The organism is Edaphosphingomonas fennica (assembly GCF_003034225.1).
GTDB lineage: Bacteria > Pseudomonadota > Alphaproteobacteria > Sphingomonadales > Sphingomonadaceae > Sphingomonas_E > Sphingomonas_E fennica.
In genome coordinates this window covers 49,955-68,812 of record NZ_PHHF01000035.1, presented here as the reverse complement: position 1 = coordinate 68,812, position 18,858 = coordinate 49,955, and the positions used below count along the sequence as shown (strand labels likewise).

The 18,858-nt window shown below is 68.9% G+C and carries 21 protein-coding genes, 1 tRNA gene and 1 pseudogene; 12 read left to right on the top strand and 11 right to left on the bottom strand.

The window, feature by feature from the left end; translation table 11 throughout:
- Positions 1 to 15 precede the first annotated feature (15 nt).
- Together CV103_RS08135 and CV103_RS08130 are read left to right on the top strand one after the other, a co-directional pair.
- Complete coding sequence (locus tag CV103_RS08135; RefSeq protein ID WP_107394597.1) at positions 16 to 1,797, top strand: aminopeptidase P family protein; 1,782 nt, start codon at positions 16 to 18, stop codon at positions 1,795 to 1,797.
- Between the two features lie 17 nt (positions 1,798 to 1,814).
- On the top strand, positions 1,815 to 2,423 hold the full coding sequence (locus tag CV103_RS08130) for a glutathione peroxidase (protein WP_107394596.1): 609 nt from the start codon (positions 1,815 to 1,817) through the stop codon (positions 2,421 to 2,423).
- A gap of 24 nt (positions 2,424 to 2,447) precedes the next feature.
- Here the strand turns inward: CV103_RS08130 and CV103_RS22385 are convergent, their stop codons facing one another.
- Entirely contained in the window at positions 2,448 to 2,597 is a 150-nt protein-coding gene (locus CV103_RS22385; RefSeq protein ID WP_170112590.1) for a hypothetical protein, read from the bottom strand.
- Positions 2,598 to 2,694: 97 nt separating this feature from the next.
- Between CV103_RS22385 and CV103_RS08125 the strand changes: the two genes are divergently transcribed.
- Positions 2,695 to 2,769: transfer RNA gene (locus tag CV103_RS08125), tRNA-Thr, on the top strand.
- A 135-nt stretch (positions 2,770 to 2,904) separates the two neighbouring features.
- On the opposite strand, the gene CV103_RS08120 is transcribed toward CV103_RS08125, so the two are convergent.
- From CV103_RS08120 to CV103_RS08105, 4 genes and pseudogenes are all read right to left on the bottom strand, one after another.
- Complete coding sequence (locus CV103_RS08120; protein WP_107394595.1) at positions 2,905 to 4,080, bottom strand: acetyl-CoA C-acyltransferase; 1,176 nt, start codon at positions 4,078 to 4,080, stop codon at positions 2,905 to 2,907.
- A gap of 36 nt (positions 4,081 to 4,116) precedes the next feature.
- A pseudogene (locus CV103_RS08115) lies at positions 4,117 to 4,575 on the bottom strand (MaoC family dehydratase).
- Positions 4,576 to 4,627: 52 nt separating this feature from the next.
- Positions 4,628 to 5,803 carry a mechanosensitive ion channel family protein gene (locus CV103_RS08110; RefSeq protein WP_107394593.1) on the bottom strand — a complete coding sequence of 392 codons (1,176 nt, stop codon included), beginning with the start codon at positions 5,801 to 5,803 and terminating at the stop codon, positions 4,628 to 4,630.
- Positions 5,803 to 6,822: a DNA topoisomerase IB gene (locus CV103_RS08105; RefSeq protein ID WP_107394592.1), complete on the bottom strand. Its 1,020-nt coding sequence runs from the start codon at positions 6,820 to 6,822 to the stop codon at positions 5,803 to 5,805. The genes CV103_RS08110 and CV103_RS08105 overlap by 1 nt, the downstream gene beginning before the upstream one ends.
- Positions 6,823 to 6,964: 142 nt before the next feature.
- Between CV103_RS08105 and CV103_RS08100 the strand changes: the two genes are divergently transcribed.
- A complete protein-coding gene (locus tag CV103_RS08100; protein WP_146163403.1) occupies positions 6,965 to 7,705 on the top strand; it encodes a hypothetical protein in 741 nt (246 codons plus the stop codon).
- Between the two features lie 23 nt (positions 7,706 to 7,728).
- Here CV103_RS08100 and CV103_RS08095 read toward each other — a convergent pair whose 3' ends face one another.
- Positions 7,729 to 8,037, bottom strand: coding sequence for a hypothetical protein (locus CV103_RS08095; protein ID WP_015459598.1), 309 nt, complete (start codon positions 8,035 to 8,037; stop codon positions 7,729 to 7,731).
- Positions 8,034 to 8,222, bottom strand: coding sequence for a hypothetical protein (locus tag CV103_RS08090; protein ID WP_107394650.1), 189 nt, complete (start codon positions 8,220 to 8,222; stop codon positions 8,034 to 8,036). The genes CV103_RS08095 and CV103_RS08090 overlap by 4 nt, the downstream gene beginning before the upstream one ends.
- 106 nt (positions 8,223 to 8,328) lie before the next feature.
- Here CV103_RS08090 and CV103_RS08085 point away from each other — a divergent pair, with 106 nt between their 5' ends.
- Positions 8,329 to 9,015 (top strand): S24 family peptidase, encoded by a 687-nt coding sequence (locus tag CV103_RS08085; RefSeq protein ID WP_107394590.1) that lies wholly within the window; start codon positions 8,329 to 8,331, stop codon positions 9,013 to 9,015.
- A 302-nt stretch (positions 9,016 to 9,317) separates the two neighbouring features.
- Here the strand turns inward: CV103_RS08085 and CV103_RS08080 are convergent, their stop codons facing one another.
- From CV103_RS08080 to CV103_RS08065, 4 genes are all read right to left on the bottom strand, one after another.
- Positions 9,318 to 9,836, bottom strand: a complete 519-nt coding sequence (locus CV103_RS08080) for a CarD family transcriptional regulator (protein ID WP_015459601.1) — start codon at positions 9,834 to 9,836, stop codon at positions 9,318 to 9,320.
- A 264-nt stretch (positions 9,837 to 10,100) separates the two neighbouring features.
- Entirely contained in the window at positions 10,101 to 10,439 is a 339-nt protein-coding gene (gene fdxA, locus CV103_RS08075) for a ferredoxin FdxA (RefSeq protein ID WP_107394589.1), read from the bottom strand.
- A 138-nt stretch (positions 10,440 to 10,577) separates the two neighbouring features.
- Positions 10,578 to 10,892: an RNA-binding S4 domain-containing protein gene (locus tag CV103_RS08070; RefSeq protein ID WP_170112589.1), complete on the bottom strand. Its 315-nt coding sequence runs from the start codon at positions 10,890 to 10,892 to the stop codon at positions 10,578 to 10,580.
- Positions 10,885 to 13,428 (bottom strand): helicase-related protein, encoded by a 2,544-nt coding sequence (locus CV103_RS08065; protein WP_107394588.1) that lies wholly within the window; start codon positions 13,426 to 13,428, stop codon positions 10,885 to 10,887. The genes CV103_RS08070 and CV103_RS08065 overlap by 8 nt, the downstream gene beginning before the upstream one ends.
- Before the next feature lie 233 nt (positions 13,429 to 13,661).
- On the opposite strand from CV103_RS08065, the gene CV103_RS08060 reads away from it, so the two are divergent.
- From CV103_RS08060 to CV103_RS22380, 7 genes are all read left to right on the top strand, one after another.
- On the top strand, positions 13,662 to 15,206 hold the full coding sequence (locus CV103_RS08060) for a M23 family metallopeptidase (RefSeq protein WP_107394587.1): 1,545 nt from the start codon (positions 13,662 to 13,664) through the stop codon (positions 15,204 to 15,206).
- A 54-nt stretch (positions 15,207 to 15,260) separates the two neighbouring features.
- Positions 15,261 to 15,635, top strand: a complete 375-nt coding sequence (locus CV103_RS08055; RefSeq protein ID WP_051128750.1) for a hypothetical protein — start codon at positions 15,261 to 15,263, stop codon at positions 15,633 to 15,635.
- 201 nt (positions 15,636 to 15,836) lie between these two features.
- Positions 15,837 to 16,541 (top strand): cell division ATP-binding protein FtsE, encoded by a 705-nt coding sequence (ftsE, locus tag CV103_RS08050; protein WP_015459607.1) that lies wholly within the window; start codon positions 15,837 to 15,839, stop codon positions 16,539 to 16,541.
- A gap of 10 nt (positions 16,542 to 16,551) precedes the next feature.
- Positions 16,552 to 17,436 (top strand): cell division protein FtsX, encoded by an 885-nt coding sequence (locus tag CV103_RS08045; RefSeq protein WP_107394586.1) that lies wholly within the window; start codon positions 16,552 to 16,554, stop codon positions 17,434 to 17,436.
- 13 nt (positions 17,437 to 17,449) lie between these two features.
- Entirely contained in the window at positions 17,450 to 17,980 is a 531-nt protein-coding gene (locus tag CV103_RS08040; RefSeq protein ID WP_015459609.1) for a YdcF family protein, read from the top strand.
- Positions 17,981 to 17,985: 5 nt separating this feature from the next.
- Complete coding sequence (locus CV103_RS08035; protein ID WP_107394648.1) at positions 17,986 to 18,687, top strand: lysophospholipid acyltransferase family protein; 702 nt, start codon at positions 17,986 to 17,988, stop codon at positions 18,685 to 18,687.
- 4 nt (positions 18,688 to 18,691) lie between these two features.
- Positions 18,692 to 18,856, top strand: coding sequence for a hypothetical protein (locus tag CV103_RS22380; protein ID WP_170112588.1), 165 nt, complete (start codon positions 18,692 to 18,694; stop codon positions 18,854 to 18,856).
- The last annotated feature ends 2 nt before the right edge of the window (positions 18,857 to 18,858 follow it).

The following is an 18,858-nucleotide window of genomic DNA, read 5'->3' as shown; positions in this document are numbered from 1 at the left end:
GAAGGCCGGGTTTTGATGTCCACCTACGAAGATCGGTTGAAGGCACTGCGCGAGGAATTGGCGAAGCGGAAGCTGGACGGCTTCGTCGTGCCGCTGACCGACGAGCATATGAGCGAATATGTCGGCGCCTATGCCCAGCGGCTGGCCTGGCTCACGGGTTTCCAGGGATCGGCCGGGTCGGCCGTGGTGCTGCCGGCGGAAGCCGCGATCTTCGTCGATGGCCGCTACACCCTGCAGGTGCGCGAGCAGGTGGACGGCACGCACTGGAGCTATCAGTCGGTTCCCCAGACCAGCATCGCCGAATGGCTGAAGGCGCACGCGCCGGAAGGTGGGCGGATCGGCTATGATCCCTGGCTGCACACGCGCGGCTGGGTGAAGGCGGCGCGTGCCGCGCTGCGGGAAAAGGGCGCGGAACTGGTGGCGGTGGACACCAACCCGGTGGACGCCGTGTGGCCCGACCGGCCGGAGCCTTCCAAGGCGCGCCTGATCGCCCATGGCGACGACCTGGCCGGCAAGTCTTCGGCCGAGAAGCGGCAGGACGTGGCGGACTGGCTGGCGGCGCGCAAGGCCGACGCCGTCGTCGTCTCCGCGCTCGATTCGATCGCCTGGCTGCTCAACGTGCGGGGGCAGGATGTGGAGCGGACGCCCGTGGCGCTCGCTTATGCCGTCGTGCAGGCGGACGGGACGGCCGACCTGTTCGTGGCGCCCGAGAAGCTGGGCGAGGACGTGCGCAAGCATCTGGGCAACGCCGTGCGCATCCATCCGCGCGATGCCTTTGCCGGCTATCTGGCGGAGCAGGGCGGGCGCGTGATCGCCGTCGATCCGGAGCGCGCCGTGGCCGCGATCTTCGAGGCGCTGGAAGCCGCCGGCGCGAAGACGGTGGAAGCGCGCGATCCCACCGTGCTGGCCAAGGCGATCAAGAATCCGGCGGAGATTGCCGGGCACAAGGCGGCGCAGGCGCGCGACGGCGCGGCGCTGACCCGCTTCCTCCACTGGCTTTCGGTGGAAGCGCCCAAGGGCGGGCTGACCGAGCTCGATGCCTCGGACAAGCTGGAGGAGTTCCGCCGCGGCACCGGCAAGCTGCGCGACCTTTCCTTTGATACGATATCGGGTGCCGGCCCCAACGGCGCCGTCGTCCATTATCGGGTGACGGAGACGACCAACCGGCCGATCGAGCCGGGTTCGCTGTTCCTGATCGATTCGGGCGGCCAGTATGAGGACGGCACGACCGACGTGACCCGCACCGTCGCCATCGGCACGCCGACGGCGGAGATGAAGGATCGCTTCACCCGCGTGCTCAAGGGGCATATCGCGCTGGCCCGCGCTATTTTCCCGGCGGGCACGCGCGGCGGCCAGCTCGACGTGCTGGCGCGGCAATATCTGTGGGAGGCGGGGCTGGATTATGCCCATGGCACCGGCCATGGCGTGGGCGCCTATCTTTCCGTCCACGAAGGGCCGCAGCGCATCGCCACCTTCGGCGGCGGGGACGAGCCGCTCCAGGCCGGCATGTTCCTCTCGAACGAGCCGGGCTATTACAAGTCCGGCGAATATGGCATCCGTATCGAGAATCTTGTTCTGGTAGAGACGCGTGAGATAGCGGGCGCGGAACGCGAGATGCTGGGCTTCGAAACGCTCACCTTCGCTCCGATCGACCGCGAGCTGATCGACGCGGGCGCGCTTTCGCCCGCGGAGCGCGCATGGCTGGATGCTTATCATGCCCGCGTGCGCGACCTGATCGGCCCGCAGCTCGATGGCGAGGGGAAGGCCTGGCTCGACGACGTGACCCGCCCGCTGTGAGGAAGGGGCTTGGCGTGATGCACAAGAAATGGACCTTGGGTGGGGCGGCGGCGATCGCGATCGGCGCCATGGCGGCGGTGGGCTATGCCCAGTTCCCCAGCGTGCCCGATACGCCGCCGATGGCGGCGGCCGAGGCGCAGAAGCACACCGCCTGGGATTTCGACCTGACGGCGATCGACGGCGCGCCGCTGCCGATGAGGAAGTTCAAGGGCGAGGTGGTGCTGCTGGTGAACACCGCCAGCATGTGCGGCTTCACCCCGCAATATGAAGGCCTGCAGAAGGTGCAGGATACCTATGCCAGGCGCGGCTTCACCATCGTCGGCGTGCCTTCCGGCAACTTCAAGAATCAGGAATATGGCTCCAACAGCGAAATCGCCGCCTTCTGCAAGACCAAGGCGGTGAAGTTCCCGCTGGCCGAGAAATCCGACGTGGTCGGCCCTAATGCGCTGCCCATCTATCGCTGGGCGGCCGCCAAGCTCGGGCCGCAGAACACGCCCAAGTGGAACTTCCACAAATATCTGATCGGGCGCGACGGCAAGCTGATCGCCGCCTTCGGCACCCGCACCGATCCCACCGATCCCAAGGTGACGGGCGCGATCGAGGCCGCCCTCAAGGCCAAGGGCTGATCGCCGGTCCGCGCCGGCGCGGAATCAGCCGGCGTGCGATCCTTCATCTTCCGCGAAATCCCGGGGCACGGGCGGCGCATCGTCCCGCGCGCGGGCCTGCGCCTTCCGCTTGCGGAGGTTCTCGCGCAGCGCCTCCGCCAGCCTGCGGGCGCGTTCCGGATCGTCTTTCGCCATCTTTTTCCTGTGAAGGCGAATATCGCGCGCGGCAAGCCTTGACGCGGCCGCCAGCATTCTCCATAGGCGCGCCTCTAACGCGGTTCCGAACCGTAGTGCTGCCGTAGCTCAGTGGTAGAGCGCATCCTTGGTAAGGCTGAGGTCGGGAGTTCAATCCTCCCCGGCAGCACCATTTTCTCCCCGAGAATCTGGAAACTAAACCGGCTTCCCACCGGCACGCGCATGGTCGCTCGGCGCCCGTGCGGAAGCGCCGGATCGGTGAGGTTCCACCGGCCCGGCGCCTTGTCCCTGCCATGCCGGGCGGGCCTTACAGCACCTCGAACAGGCCGGCCGCGCCCATGCCGCCGCCGACGCACATGGTGACGACGACATGCTTCACCCCGCGCCGCTTGCCCTCGATCAGGGCGTGGCCGACCATGCGGGCGCCCGACATGCCATAGGGGTGGCCGATCGAGATCGCGCCGCCGTTCACGTTCATGAGGTCGTTGGGGATGCCCAGCGTGTCGCGGCAGTAGATCACCTGCACGGCGAAGGCCTCGTTCAGCTCCCACAGGCCGATATCGGCCATGCGCAGGTCGAAGCGTTCGAGCAGCTTGGGGATGGCGAAGACGGGGCCGATGCCCATCTCGTCGGGCTTGGTGCCCGCTACCGCCATGCCGACGAAGCGGCCGAGCGGCGCGAGGTTGCGGGCTTCCGCCAGGCCGCGCTCCATCACCACGCAGGCCGATGCGCCGTCGGATAGCTGGCTGGCATTGCCGGCGGTGATGAAGCCCTGCGGGCCGACGACGGGCTGGAGCGAGGCCAGCCCTTCCAGCGTGGTTTCCGGGCGGTTGCCTTCGTCCTTGGCCAGCGTGACCTGCCTTTGCGAAACCTCGCCCGTGGCCTTGTCCGTCACCGTCATCGTCGCGGTGACGGGGATGATCTCCGCATCGAAGCGTCCGGCGGCCTGGGCGGCGGCGGTGCGCTGCTGCGACTGGAGGGCATATTCGTCCTGCGCCGCGCGGCTGATGCCGTAGCGGTTGGCGACGACCTCCGCCGTCTGCAGCATCGGCATGTAGACATCGTCGTGCATGGCGATCAGTTCCGGATCGAAGCCGACGCGCATGTCCCTGGTCTGCACCAGCGAGATGGATTCGACGCCGCCGGCCACGACGACATCCTCCTTGTCGACGACCACCTTGCGCGCGGCGATGGCGATGGCTTCCAGTCCCGAGGCGCATTGCCGGTCCACCGACATGCCGGCGACGGTAACGGGCAGGCCCGCGCGCAGCGCCGCGGTGCGGCCGATGGTGGCCTGCACGCCCTGCTGGAGCGCCGCGCCCATCACCACGTCGTCGACTTCCGCCGGATCGAGCCGGGCGCGCTCCACCGCCGCACGGATCGCGTGCGCGGCCAGCGTGGGGGAGGGGGTGGCGTTGAAGGCACCGCGATAGGCACGGCCGATCGGCGTGCGGGCGGTGGAAACGATCACGGCATCACGCATCGGATTATCCTTTCCGTTCCGGCAGGGCTGCGGGTGTCACACGAAGATCTGGGCGATCCATTCGGCGATGAGCGCCGGCTTGTCCTTGCCTTCGATCTCGACGGAAAGCTCGGCCGTCTCCTGGTAGCGGCCCGGCCCCTTCTCCGCGAATTCCAGCAGCTTGAAATGGCCGCGCACGCGCGATCCGGAAGGCACGGGGGTGAGGAAGCGCACCTTGTTGCCGCCGTAGTTGAGGCCCATCTTCAGCCCTTCGATCGTGGGCACGTCGCTCTTTTCCCGCATCACCGGCAGCAGCGAGAGGGTGAGGAAGCCGTGGGCGATGGTGCCGCCGAACGGCGTCTGCTTCGCGCGTTCGGGATCGACGTGGATGAACTGGTGGTCGCCCGTCGCATCGGCGAAGCGATCGATCATCGCCTGGTCGATCAATATCCATTCCGACGAGCCGACCGTCTCGCCGACCTTCGCCTAATAATCCGCCACGCTGATCGTGCCCATCATCCCCTCCATTCTTGTCGGGCGAAGTTTGTGGGCAGTGCTGACGTTAACGTCAAGTGGCGGCGGGCGAGGCGTCGTGTCCGGCCGGTTCGGGATAGGGCATCACCATGCGGCCGTCCGGGGCGGCGGTAAACGTCGTCTGGGTGGGATAGGCGAAATCCACGCCCTCGGCATTGAACTGGGTGAGGATGGCGATCAGCACGCGGTGGTTGGTGGCGAACACCTCCTCATAATCGGTCGATCGGATGTCATATTGCAGCTCGAAATCGAGGCTGGAGGCGCCGAGGCCGACCATGCCGCAGCGCAGGAATTCGGTCTTGGGCTCCGCTTCCACGATGGCGCGGACCTTTGCGGGGATGGATGCCAGCACGTCGGGCGCCGTCTGGTAGATCACGCCGAAGCGGTGGATCATCCGTCGCCGCTTGAGGCGGGTGAAGTTCCGCAGCTCCTTGTTGAGGAGGTTGGCGTTGGAGATGACGATCTCCTCCCCCGTGGCCGAACGGATGCGTGTGGACTTGAGGCCGATCGCCTCCACCGATCCGCTGGTCGTATCGTAGCTGATCCCTTCGCCGCGCTGGAACGGTTTGTCGAACAGGATCGAAAGCGCCGCGAACAGATCCTGGAAGATGCCCTGCGCGGCGAGGCCGATGGCGATGCCGCCGATGCCGAGGCCGGCGATCAGGCCGGTGACGTTGACGCCGAGATTGTCGAGGATGACGATCGCGGCGATCGCGAACACCGCGATGGTGACGAGCAGCCGGATGATCCCCATCGCGCTGCCGAGGCTGCTGGCATTGGCGGCCCCGCCCGCGCGGTGGGCGATCAGGCCGAGGATCAGCACCCGCGCCCACACCGCCACCTGCAATACGGAGGCAACCGTGAAGAAGAAGGCGATCGTGCGGCCGAGATAGACGGGGGCGTCCGCATAGGTGGCCACGAGCTGCGCCGCGACGGCGACCATGAACCACAGCCGCGTCTTTCCGAGCGCCTGGCCGATGATGAACGGCCATTCGTTGCGGTTGGTGTGGTTGCGGCAGAGGCGGAGGCCGAAGCGCTTGAGCGCCACCAGCAGCAGCACGATGATGGCCGCGCCGATCCCCGCCGCGATGATCTGGAGGCCGTGCTGCGTCGTCCAGGCCAGCGCGTCCGTCCACAGCCGATGGATCTGGGCGTCGAAGGGTTCCCCGCCCGCCGGCCAGGGGGCGGTGCTGTTGCTGGCTGTCGTCATCAGGCTGCCTTCGATATGGTTTCGGGCGGATCGGCGAGATTGTCCAGAAAGGCTATCAGGCCGCGTTCCAGTGACGAGAGATATTTCGTGCGACGGGGCAGCTTCAACCCCGCGAGGGGCGAATCTCCCCGATTTCCCGCCAGTTCGATCAGGGCGGGGTGGACATAGGATTTGCGCGCGATCGCGGGGGTGTTGCCCAGCGCCTCGGCGACGGGCGCCAGCATCGCCTTCAGCGATATGTGGCCGCCGGCCGCGACCAGCGCGCCGAAGGCGATGACGCTGGCGCCCCAGGTGCGGAAATGCTTGGCGGTGAAATCGCCGCCGCTCACCCGGCGCAGATAATCATTCACGTCGCCCGAGGTGACGGGGCAGGGCGTGCCATCGGCGTCGAGATATTGGAACAGATGCTGGCCGGGCAGGTCCTGGCAGCGCCGCACCAGCCGGCTGAGCCGTGCATCCCGGATGGAGAGCCGCCGAAGCTTCCCGGATTTCCCCATATATTCCAGGTGAATGCTGTGGCCGCGCACATTGGCGTGGCGATGGCGCAGGGTGGTGGCGCCGAAGCTGCGATTGGCTTTCGCATAGGCTTCGTTGCCGACGCGGACGCGGCCGAGGTCGAGCAGGCGGACGACGGCCGCGACCACGCGATCCCGGCCCAGCGTGGGCCGGGCGAGATCGCGTTCCACGGCGGCGCGGATCGCGGGAAGCGCGCGGCCGAAATCGGCGCAGCGATCATATTTGGCGGCATCGCGCGCCGCGCGGAAATCGGGGTGATAGCGATATTGCTTGCGCCCCCGTTCGTCCCAGCCGATCGCCTGGATATGGCCGTTCGGCCGGGGGCAGAACCAGGCATCGACATAGGCCGGCGGCAGCGCGATGGCGTTCAGCCGGTCGATTTCCGCCCGCCGGGTGATGCGGCGGCCCCTGGCGTCGAAATAGGCCCATCTGGTCTGCGCTCCATCCGGCCCGATCCGCTGGCGGGTAATGCCGGGGTCGGTATCATCGACATAATGGAGCATAAGCGGCGGGATTCTCCCTGGCGAAGCGCGCCGGTCGAACGCGCGGCTTGCGCGCTTCGTTCCTGCGGGGCATGTCTGGCACAAGGGGGCGTTAAGCATTGCCGTTTACGCGTTTCCCATCAACAGTTCGCAGGCGGACGCGGTGAGCGGATCAAGCTGGGTGGCCCGCGCGGGGGCGCGGATCGAAACATGGCCGGTGGCCGGGATGGCCGCATGGATGCTGGCGGGCGCGACGGCGTTCTTCTGCTGGGCGATCCCCGACATGACGGTATGGCTGTGGCTGAAGGGCCTCGGGCTGCCGGCGGGTGCGGATGCCCGCACCGCCTTCATCATTATCCCCGCGCTGGCGACCGGAGCGTCGACCTGGGCGATATTCCGCGGGCTCGACGCGCGCGCCGCGCGCCGCGCCAGGATCGAGGATGAGGGGGACGATCAGGAGGACTGGCTGACCCCGCCGGCCCGCCGGGTCAAGGAGCCGCTGATCGTGAAGCCCGAACCCGTGGTGGTGAGGCCGCTGATCCTGGATGCGATAGCCGATTTTCCGGTCGATACGGCCGGGCCGGTGGAAGGGCCGGCGGCATTCCCGCCCACCCCCTGCTTCTCCCCGCCGGAATCGGATGAACTGCTGCTCGACGAGATGATCGACGATGAGCCGGAGCCCGCGCGATCCGGCATGGACGTGCCGATTGCCGAACTGATGGAAAAGCTTGCGGCCGAAATGGGCACGCTGGCGCCGCCCGCCTTGCGGCCGCGCGATGCGGAAGGCCATCGGCCGCTTCCCCGCCACGGGAATGCGCCCCCGGCGGCAGCGGCCGTGCCCGATGAGGATGCACTGCGCGCCGCGATCCTGGACCTGCAGAGGCTGGCGGCGCGCCGGGGCTGAAAGGCGGGCGCGGCCTCCGCGCTTCAGGCGTCGACGAGGGTGAGAGCCTCGATATCGAGCAGGACGGCGCCGTCGCCGGCGGTGATGCCCGCCAGCAGGATATCGGCGGCGACATGGCCGGCCATGGGCAGATCGGCCTCGGCCAGATCCTCCGCCAGCCCGGGCGGCAGCGGCGCGGCGGTGGCGATCCGCAGCCGGATATCGTGGCGCTGGCCGACGAAGGTGGCGCTCGCCCAGTCGGCCGTCCGATGATCGATCAGTTCCACCGGCCCGATGGGGCCTAGCCATGCCGCCAGCGCGGCGGCGAGCTGCTTCGTCGCGGCCACGGTCATGCGCCGGCCTGTTCCCGGTGCATGGCGATATAGGCCAGCACCCGATCCCGCGTGGCCGCGCGCGGCTCCCGCCCCCGGCGCAGATCGAGCACGAAGCGCGGATCGTTCACCGCCTCGCGCCCGAAGCGCGTCGGGGGCACTCCGTTGCGGCGGAGGTGCCGTTCGATCGTGGACAAGAGGTGCATCGCCATCTCCATCTTCCGTCCCGCGAGTCGCGAGCGATGTTCGCCATATGTTCTCGTAGGGAAGATCCTACTTGTCTAGGAATTTTCCTATCTGTAGGGTGCAGGCATGTCCGATGGCGATCCCCGCGCGGTGCTGGATGCGCTCATACGCGAGCGCGGGGAGGATTATACCTCGCTTTCCCGGCTGATCGGCCGCAACCCCGCTTATATCCAGCAGTTCATCAAGCGCGGCGTGCCCCGCAAGCTGGACGAGGAAGATCGCGCGACGCTGGCGCGCTATCTGGGCGTGGAGGAGGCGCTGCTCGGCGGGCCGGAACGGCAGTCCGCGCCGCGCATCGCGCCGGCGGCGAAGGGGGCGGCGCGGCGCGATGCCGATTTCGTGGCGGTGCCCCGGCTGGCGGTGCGGGCATCGGCGGGGCCGGGGGCGGTCTCCGCGGAAGGGGAGATCGGTCAGCCCTTCCTGTTCGACGCCGCCTGGCTGCGGGCCGTGGCGACGGCGGGCACGGCGGGCCTCTCCCTGATCCGCGCATCGGGCGATTCCATGCTGCCGACCCTGGCCGATGGCGACGACATATTGGTCGATCGCGGCGACGGGCCGGATCGGCTGCGCGACGGCATCTATGTGCTGCGGATGGACGAGGTGCTGCTGGTCAAGCGGCTGCTGGTGGACCCGGCTGCGCGGCGGGTGACGATCGCCAGCGACAATCCGGCCTATCCACCAATCCCCGATTGCGCGCTGGATGATATCGGGGTGGTCGGCCGGGTGATCTGGGGCGGCCGGCGGTTCCGTTGAAGCGGGCCGTGGCCGGAAAGCTACTTTCCTATCCCTTGAAGCAGGACCGTCATTCCCGTCGCTTCGGCATCCATGGGGCTGCTCGGGCCGTGCGCGTGATCTGGAGAAATGGTCCCTGAAGCAGGCTCGGAGGCGATGAAGGCCGAAATCGGGCTTCGGATCGTGCGGAAGGACCGCCTTCGCGGAGTCGCGGACAAAGCGCCAGAGCGCCGTGGCCCTCCACTCAAACGAAAAGGGCGGCCCCCCACAGGCCGCCCCTTTCTCGTCCGGCCCGAGCGAGGGCCGGTATCGCAGTGCCGCGCTTACTTGTTGTGCGTGGCGGCCGCGGCGCGGAGGATATCGAGGATCTTGTCCTGCGCGGCGGGTTCGTCGGTCTGTTCCATCGCCGCCAGCTCGCGGGCGAGGCGGCTGGTGGCCGCTTCGAAGATCTGGCGTTCGGAATAGCTCTGTTCCGGCTGGTCGTCGGCCCGGAACAGATCGCGCACCACCTCGGCGATCGAGACGAGATCGCCCGAATTGATCTTCGCCTCATATTCCTGGGCGCGGCGCGACCACATGGTGCGCTTGATCTTGGGCTTGCCCTTCAGCGTCTGCAGCGCTTCCTGCAGCGTCACGCTGGACGACAGCTTGCGCATGCCGACGGCTTCCGCCTTGTTGGTGGGCACGCGGAGCGTCATCCGCTCCTTCTCGAAACGGAGAACGTAGAGTTCGAGCTTGGCGCCAGCAATCTCCTGGCTCTGAAGTTCGATCACACGACCCACGCCGTGCTTGGGGTACACAACATAATCGCCGACAACGAAGCTCAGCGCCTTGGCAGCCATCAATTTCGACCCTTCCTTGGAATTGTCGCCGCGCCCTGCGCGGTCAGGCCATCCATATGGGTAGCCTTGCCGGCAGCAGCAAGCGACGACGAATCAATGCGTCCCGAACGGTGCGATCAACGTTACTTATGTTACGCACGCACCCAACCCGCGAACTGTAACAGATTCGCAGGAAAAAGGCCAGCACCGTGGACAACGGTGTCAGCAGGCTTTTGTTCCAAGGGGTTGCGCGGGGTAAAAAGCCGTCAGCCGGCTATAGCGCTATCAGTCGCCCTGGCCGGGTTCGGGCGAGAAATATTTCTCATACTTGCCTTCCTCGCCCTTATGCTCGTCGGCATCGGCCGGCTGCTCGCCCTTGCGGGTGAGGTTGGGCCACTGGGCGGAGAAGGTGGCGTTGACCTCCAGCCACTTTTCCAGGTCGCTTTCGGTATCGGGAAGGATCGCCTCGGCGGGGCATTCGGGCTCGCACACGCCGCAATCGATGCACTCGTTCGGGTTGATGACGAGCATGTTCTCGCCTTCATAGAAGCAGTCGACCGGGCAAACTTCGACGCAATCCATATACTTGCAGCGGATGCAGGCATCGGTGACGACGTATGTCATGGTCGCTTCTCTCTCCTCGAACGCCGCTCTGCTATGGTGCCACGGCAGGCGCGTCAATATTTGCCTTATTTCTGCGAGACGTTCGCAGGGGCGGTGTTGGCGCGGTGCCACGCCGAGCGGGGGCGGCGGGCCGGGGTCTCATGCCTGTCCGCCGGGATCGGCGTCGCGGCGATCCCCTTCCGGCATGGGCGCCGGCGACAGATCGGTATAGCAGGCGCGCGCTTCCATGGCGGGGCCGCGGCGGGTCGGGATCATCTCCACCCGGATCACCCTTACCCGACCGTGCAGCGGAAAGGTGAGGACGTCGCCCACCCGGACGGCGGCATGCGCCCGTTCCACGATGCGGCCGGTGACGCGCATCCGGCCGGCGGCGACGATATCCTGCGCCAGGCCGCGGGTCCGCGCGAGCCGGATGAACCACAGGAATTTGTCGATCCTGATCGTCTCACTCATGGGGCCGCATGGTGGCGAGCACGGCGAAGGCGTTGCCGGGCCGCGTGCGCTCCGCGCGGCGCGGGCGGCGGGCGCCATGCCATTTCCAATGGGGCCGCGCACCGTCCTCCGCCTCGGTCGGGCGGAAGCCGAGCGCGAGCATGAGCTGGGCGAAGCTTGGCGGTCTCAGCCCCAGCGACGTGGCGAGGGCCGGGTCCGGCGCGAAGGCCGCGCGGCCCGATCGGCCCTCGCTCAGCCGCCGGTCGTGGGCGATGCGGGCAAGCCGCTCGGCAAGGTCGATCCGCAGCATCTGCGCGCCGAGCGGGCGATAGCCGGCGCGGGCGAAGGCGGCGAATATCTCGCCGTCCGCCGGCGTCTGCAGCGCGGCCGCGCCGGGGGCGGGAAGCGGCGGCATGACGCCATTGTCGAACGCGGCGGCAAGCGCGAGGCGCCAGCGCATCGGTTCGGGCTTCAGCAGCGCGGGGATGTAGACGTCGAGCGTGCCGAGCTTGATGCCGGCCTTGGCCGCCGCCTGGCGCATGTCGCGATCGATGCCGGCGATCGCGGCTTCCAGCGGCTGGCGGGAGGCGATGCCGCCGGCTTCGGCGAGCGGCGCGTAGAGACCGCGCAGCGCCGGTGGCACATCCCTGTCTCGCGCGGCCGCGCTGATCGTGGCCAGCGGCTTCAGCACGCGATCGACCTCGAACCCGATCCAGCGGGCGAGCCTGTCGCTCACGGCCTTGCGCTCGTCGGGGGCGAGCGCGTCGAGCGCCTTGTAGAGGGTGATGCGCGGGGTGAGGAGGTCGCGGCCGCGCTCCAGCCGGGCGACGATATCGCCGCGCCAGAAGATGGCGACCGGCCGGCCCGCATCGGTATCGAGGCTGAAGGCGGGATCGCCATCGGCGACCAGCGCGCGCGCGCGCCGCGAAAGCTCGCCCCCCAGCCGCCGCTCCGCCGCCGCCATCAGCCGCTTCATGTCGTGATGGCGGGCGAGGTGATCGGCCTTGAAGCGGAATCCCTCCAGCCGGCCGATGGTTTCGCCGTCCACCGCGACCTGTCCGTCCTCGGCGACGGTGACGGGCAGGGCGTCCACGCCCCGCGCGCCGAGATCGCGCATCAGCACCGCCGTGCGCCGATCGACGAAGCGCTGGGTGAGCCTCTGGTGAAGCGCGTCCGACAGCTTCTCCTCCAGCGCGCGGGTGCGCTCCGCCCATTTGGCGGGATCGTCCAGCCAATCGGCGCGGTGGGCGATATAGGCCCAGGTCCGCGCCGCCGCGATCCGGTCCGACAGCGTTTCGACGTCGCCCTGCACGCTGTCCAGCCGGGCGATCTCCTCGGCGAACCATTGCGAGGGGATATGGCCCATGCCTTCGCTCAGGTGGCGATAGATGCGGGCGACGAGGCGGCTGTGCGGCTCCACACCGGTCTTGCGGAAATCGGGCAGGCCGCAGGCGGCCCACAGCCGCTGCACCAGCCGGGTTCCGCGCGTGCGATCGCGCACCCAGTCCTCGTCCGCCAGCCGCTTGAGCACGGCAAGGTCGATCGCCTGGGGGGCCATCCGCAGCACGGCCGCCTGGGGGCGCCTTTCCAGCGAGGCGATGAGGGCATCGACGCTGGAGAAATCGGGCGCGCCCTCCCGCCAGTAGAGATGGTCGAGCGGCGGGAAATGATGCTGCTCGATCGCCTCGACTTCCTCTTCCTCGAAGCCGCCGCGCCCGCCTTCCACCGCCAGCGTGCCGAAGGTGCCGTCGCGCTGGTGGCGGCCCGCCCGCCCGGCGATCTGCGCCATTTCCGAAACGGTGAGCCGCCGGCTGCGCTTGCCGTCGAACTTGCGCAGCGATGCGAAGGCGACATGGGCGACATCCATGTTGAGGCCCATGCCGATCGCGTCGGTGGCGACGAGATAATCGACCTCGCCCGCCTGGAACATCGCCACCTGGGCGTTGCGGGTGCGCGGGCTGAGCGCCCCCATCACCACCGCCGCGCCGCCGCGCAGGCGCCGCAGCATCTCCGCCACGGCATAGACCTCCTCGGCGGAGAAGGCGACGATCGCCGATCGCGGCGGCAGGCGCGAAAGCTTGGCCGGGCCGGCATAAGTGAGGGTGGAGAAGCGGGGGCGGTTGATGATCTCCGCATCGGGGATGAGCTGGCGGAGCATCGGCCGCAGCGTTTCCGATCCCAGGATCATCGTCTCGTCCCGGCCCCGCGCGCGCAGCAGCCGATCGGTGAAGACGTGGCCGCGCTCCGGGTCCGCGCCCAGCTGCGCCTCGTCCAGCGCGACGAAGGCGAATTCGCGGTCCATCGGCATGGATTCGGCGGTGCAGCAGAACCAGCGGGCATGGGGCGGCAGGATCTTCTCCTCACCGGTGATCAGCGCCACCCGTTCCGCGCCCTTGATCGCGACGACGCGCTCATAGACCTCGCGCGCCAGCAGCCGCAGCGGGAAGCCGATCATGCCGGACGAGTGGCCGCACATCCGCTCGATCGCGAGATGCGTCTTCCCCGTATTGGTCGGGCCGAGCACGGCGGCGATCGGCGAAGCGGCGAAGCGCGACATGCGCCCAAGATTGTCCGTGGCTTCGACAAACACAAGAGGCGGCCGAACGGGACCGTTTCGTTCCGGCCGTGCGATTCGGCTTGTCGTGGCCGGCCCCCGGCTCGTCGCAAGAAAATCCCCGGATTCCGCCCTTTAATTTGACTTTAACCCCTTTTCGCAAGAGTCCTATGCACCGGCCGCGCGACCATTGTGAACGCGGGCGGGGGTTTCAACAGGATCGGGGGCAGCCAGCCTTGTATCAGCGGGACGAAGCCGGATTCGGCCAGGGCGGAGGCGCCGTGGCGCTGGCGCTGGATGGCGGTCCGCGATCGTCGCTGGGCATTGCCGCTCCCGTCCTTCCCGAACTTACCGGCTGGCGCGCCGCGATCCACGATCTCGATCTGGTCGTCGATCTGGGCGCGCGCATCGGCAGCCTGCACTGGTTCCGCGGGCTTGCCACGTGCCTTGCGCTCTGCGCCGCGCCGATCGCCTTCTTCCCGAAATTCGCCGCGCTGCCGGCGCCCTCGCTGGCGCCGATGGCGGAGCCGCAATGGCAGGAGGCGCGCGCCATCGCCATCGCGCCGCTGGGCCTGGGCGCGGACACCGGCCGCCGCATGGCGCCGACCGACGCCGCCCAGCCGCTGGCCGACACGCCCGAGCGCCCGTCGATCGATCTGGTCGCCACCATCGGCCAGGGCGACGGTTTCGCCCGCGTGCTGGAACGCGCCGGCGTCGCCAAGGCGGAGGCGCAGGCAGTCGCGAAGATGGTGTCCGGCGCGGCTTCGCTCGCCGATATCAAGGCGGGCACGCGGATCGACCTCACCCTCGGCCGCCGCGCCCGCAAATCCGATCCGCGCCCGCTGGATCACCTGCTGTTCCGCGCCCGCTTCGATCTCAAGCTCGGCGTCGAACGGGTCAACGGCGCGCTGGCGCTGAAGCGCATCCCGATCGCGGTCGATGATACGCCGCTGCGCATCCAGGGCTTCGCCGGCTCCAGCCTCTATCGCGCGGCCCGGGCGGCGGGCGCGCCGGCCAAGGCGGTCGAAGCCTATATCCGCGCGATCGGCAGCCGCATGTCGGTGGGACGCGACGTCCGCTCCACCGACCGCTTCGACATCATCGTCGAGCATCGCCGCGCCGAAACGGGCGAGGTGGAGGTCGGCAAGCTGCTTTTCGCCGGGCTGGACCAGGGCAAGCGCCAGACGCGGCTGATGCAATGGACGGCCGCCGGCAGCACCCAATGGTATGAAGCGTCCGGCATCGGCGAGCGCAAGGGGCTGATGCGGATGCCCGTGGTCGGGCGGATGACGTCGAGCTTCGGCATGCGCCGGCACCCGCTGCTGGGCTATGGCCGGCTGCACAAGGGCATGGATATCGGCGCGGCCTATGGATCGCCGATCCTCGCCGCGATCGACGGCACCGTCGCCTTCGCCGGCTGGCATGGCGGCCACGGCAATTATGTGAAGCTGAACCACGGCAGCGGCATGGCCACCGGCTATGCGCATATGAGCCGCATCGTCGCCCGGCCGGGCCAGCGCGTGGCCCAGGGACAGGTGATCGGCTATGTCGGATCGACCGGCCTGTCGACCGGCCCGCACCTCCATTACGAGGTCTATAAGAACAACGTCGCGGTCAACCCGGCGACGATGAGCTTCACGACCACCTCGCAGCTCGCCGGCGGCGATCTCGCCCGCTTCAAGGCGCAGCTCGGCCGGCTGCTGGCGGTGCGCCCGGCGGGCGCGGCCGCGCCGGAGCCGCAGAAGTCGGCGGAAGCCCGGAAACCCGCGACACGCGGCTGAGCGCCCCTCCTTCGTCGAGCCGGCGCCCGGATGGGATCATAAGGGGAGGGGAAAATGAACATGCCGAAGATCATGACGGGCGCCATGCTGATCGGCTGCGCGCTGGCGGTCGCCATGCCCGCGGCGGCGCGGGACGACGGCAAGGATGGCGCCGGCCATTCGTCCAGGAAGGGCAAGGCGCAGGCGGGGCCGGCCAAGGCCGAGGACGTCACCGCCGGCAGCACCGTGCGCGACAAGGATGGCGAGGTGATCGGCACGATCGAAAGCGTGGAGGCGGCGGGCGCGGTGCTGGCGACGAGCGCGGGCAAGACGCGGGTGCCGCTGGCCGCCTTCGGCAAGAATGAAGACGGGCTGCTGCTGAACCTCGCCAAGGCGGATCTCGAAGCGCGGATCGCCAAGGCCGTCGCCGAGGCCAATCCGGGGGATTGAAGCCCCGCGGACGGTGCCGTCCGCCGCCCGGCATATCGTTTTCACGCGCGGCCGGCCGGCCTCCGGATCGAATGGCCGCAAGCCTTTGCGATGCCGTCCCATCGCGAAACGTCGCCACCGCCTTTACCTTCTCGCCCCGCCCGTGCCATGGGACGGAAGCGGGGGCGTATCCGCGCATAGTGGGGAGCAGGCGGGGCAGACATGGGCGGAATCGTCCAGTTCGATAATGTCGGTCTGCGCTATGGCACGGGCGCGGAAACCCTGTCGGACATCAGCTTCACCCTGGCGGCGGGCGCCTTCTACGTGCTGACCGGCCCGTCGGGGGCGGGCAAGACATCGCTGCTCAAGCTGCTCTACCTCGCCCAGCGGCCGAGCCGGGGGCTGATCCAGCTTTTCGGCGAGGATATTGTCACCATGCCGCGCAGCCGCCTGCCGGGCTTCCGCCGCCGCATCGGCGTGGTGTTCCAGGATTTCCGGCTGGTCCCCTATCTTTCCGCTTATGACAATGTGGCGCTGCCGCTGCGCGTGGCCGGCGTCTCCGAACGCGAGCTGGACGAGCCGGTGCGCGAGATGCTGGCCTGGGTGGGCCTCGCCAACCGCGCCGCCGCCCGGCCGGCGACGCTTTCGGGCGGCGAGCAGCAGCGCGTCGCCATCGCCCGCGCGGTGATCGGCCGGCCGGAGCTGCTGGTGGCGGACGAGCCCACCGGCAATGTCGATCCCGAAATGGCGGGGCGGCTGATCCATCTTTTCGATGCGCTCAACAAGCTGGGCACCACGATCGTCGTCGCGACGCACGACGCGCATCTCATCAACCGCATCGGCCATGCGCGGATGATGCGGCTCGATCGCGGGCGGCTGGAAGATCCCACCGGCGCGCTGCGCCATCCGCCGACGCGCCCGGCATGAGGAGGCGGCCGTGAAGCTACCCGCCTTCATCGCCGGCCAGGGGCGGCTGCTGCCCGATGCGCGGCTGGCGGGGCCGATGCCCTGGGTGATCGCGATCATGATGTTCCTGATGGTGCTGGCGGCGGCCGGCGGCCTCGCCATGGCGGGGGCCGCGCGGGCCATGGGCGGCGACCTGGTCGATCGCGTCACCGTGCAGATCGTGGAGGCGAACGCCGACCTGCGCGAAGCGCAGGCCGGCCGGGCGATGGCGGTGCTCGCCCGCCACCCCGCCATCGCGTCCGTCCACCGCGTGACCGATGCGGAGATGCAGGCGCTGCTGGCGCCGTGGCTGGGCAAGGAAACCTTATCTGGCGACCTGCCGGTGCCGGTGCTGATCGATGCCACGTTGAAGCCGGGCCGCCATGCCGGGGGGATCGCGGCCGCCATCGCCCCCGTCGCCCCGGCGGCGCGGGTGGACGATCATGCCCGCGCGCTGGCGCCGCTGGCCGGCGTGATCGGCACGCTCAAATGGCTGGCCGGGGTGCTGGTGCTGCTGATGGCCGGGGCCACCGCCGCCGTGGTGGTGCTGACGGCGCGCGGCGCGCTCAACAACCACCGCCCGACCATCGACGTGATGCACCTTCTGGGCGCGACGGACGTCCAGATCGCACGCCTTTTCCAGCGCCGCATCGCCATCGATGCGCTGGCGGGCGGGTTGCTTGGCCTGGCCGCCGCGGTCGCCGTGCTCGCCCTGCTGGGGACGCGACTGGCGGCGCTCGGTTCGGAACTGGTGGGGGTCTTCGCGCTTTCTCCGATGCATTGGGCTTTGCTGGCCGCGTTGCCGCTGGCGGGCATGGTGATGGCGATGCTCGCCGCCCGCTGGACGGTCGTGGCGGCATTGAGGCGGATGTTATGAAGGGGCGGCGGCCATGATCTCGCGCATCGTCGCCGGCGCGCTGCTCCTCTGGATGCTGGGCTTCGCCTGGTTCGCCATCGCGATGCCCGGCCCGGCGGACGATCGCACGACCGACGCGATCGTCGTGCTGACCGGCGGGCCGGGCCGCATCCAGCGCGGGCTGCACCTGCTCGAACGCAACAAGGCGAAACGGATGCTGGTATCGGGCGCCGACCGCCGCGTCCGCCCGGCCGAGTTCGCGGAGGCCTATGGCGCGCCGCTGAAGCTGGTCGATTGCTGCGTCGATCTGGGCAATGAGGCGGTTGATACCCGATCCAATGCCGACGAGACGGTGGAATGGGTGACGCGCCACCATTATCGCTCGGTCCGGCTCGTCACCACCGACTGGCATATGCGCCGCGCCCGTTTCGAGCTGTCGCGCGTGCTGGGCGGCAATGTGCTGCTGCTGGCCGATGCGGTGCCGAGCGAGCCGGGCCTCGGCGTCCTCTTCACCGAATATCACAAATATCTGCTGCGCCGGGTGGCGGCGCCGCTGGGAATATGAAGCCGATGGCGTTTCTCCGTTCGTTGCTGTTCGCACTGGTCTTCTATCCCGGATCGGTCGTGGCCGTGCTGGTCGCCTTTCCGGTGGCGCTAGCCGGCCCGGCGGCGTTGCGCCGCCATGCGGTGGGGTGGACGCGCTTCCACAGCTGGTGCGCGCGCAACCTGCTCGGCATCCGCAGCCGGATCGAGGGGCCGGTGCCCGAGGGCTGCGTGCTGATCGCCGCCAAGCACCAGTCGATGTATGAGACGCTGGAACTGCTCCGCATCCTTCACGAGCCCGCCGTGGTGCTGAAGCGCGAGCTGGCGGACATGCCCGGCTGGGGCACGATCGCGCGGCGTTACGGCGCCATCCCGGTGGATCGCACCGGATCGGCGGCGGCGCTCCGCCGGATGCTGGTCGCGGGCAGGGCGGCGATCGCCGAAGGGCGGTCGATCCTGATCTTCCCGGAAGGGACGCGCGTTCCGCCGGGCCAGCAGCCGCCGCTGCGGGCGGGATTCGCCGGCCTCTACAAGTCGCTGAGCCTGCCGGTCGCGGCGGTCGCGATCGACAGCGGCAGGCTCTATCCCCGGCACGGCTTCGTGCGCCATGCCGGCATCGTCACCTTCCGGTTCGCCGATCTGCTTCCGCCGGGGCTGCCCCGCACCGAGATAGAGGCGGCGGTGCACCAACGGATCAATGCGCTCGATACGCTCGCCGAAGGAGGATGATGCGGTGCTCTACCTTGTCGGCCTGCTGTTCCTGCTCATCGCCGTCATGCTCGGCTGGGAGGTCAACCGGCGCCTGAGCCAGCAGGAAAATCGCCACGACGCGACGCCCGAGGCGATCGAGGAATTTGACGAGGCGATGGACCGGATCGAGGAACGGGACGAGCGGTAGGC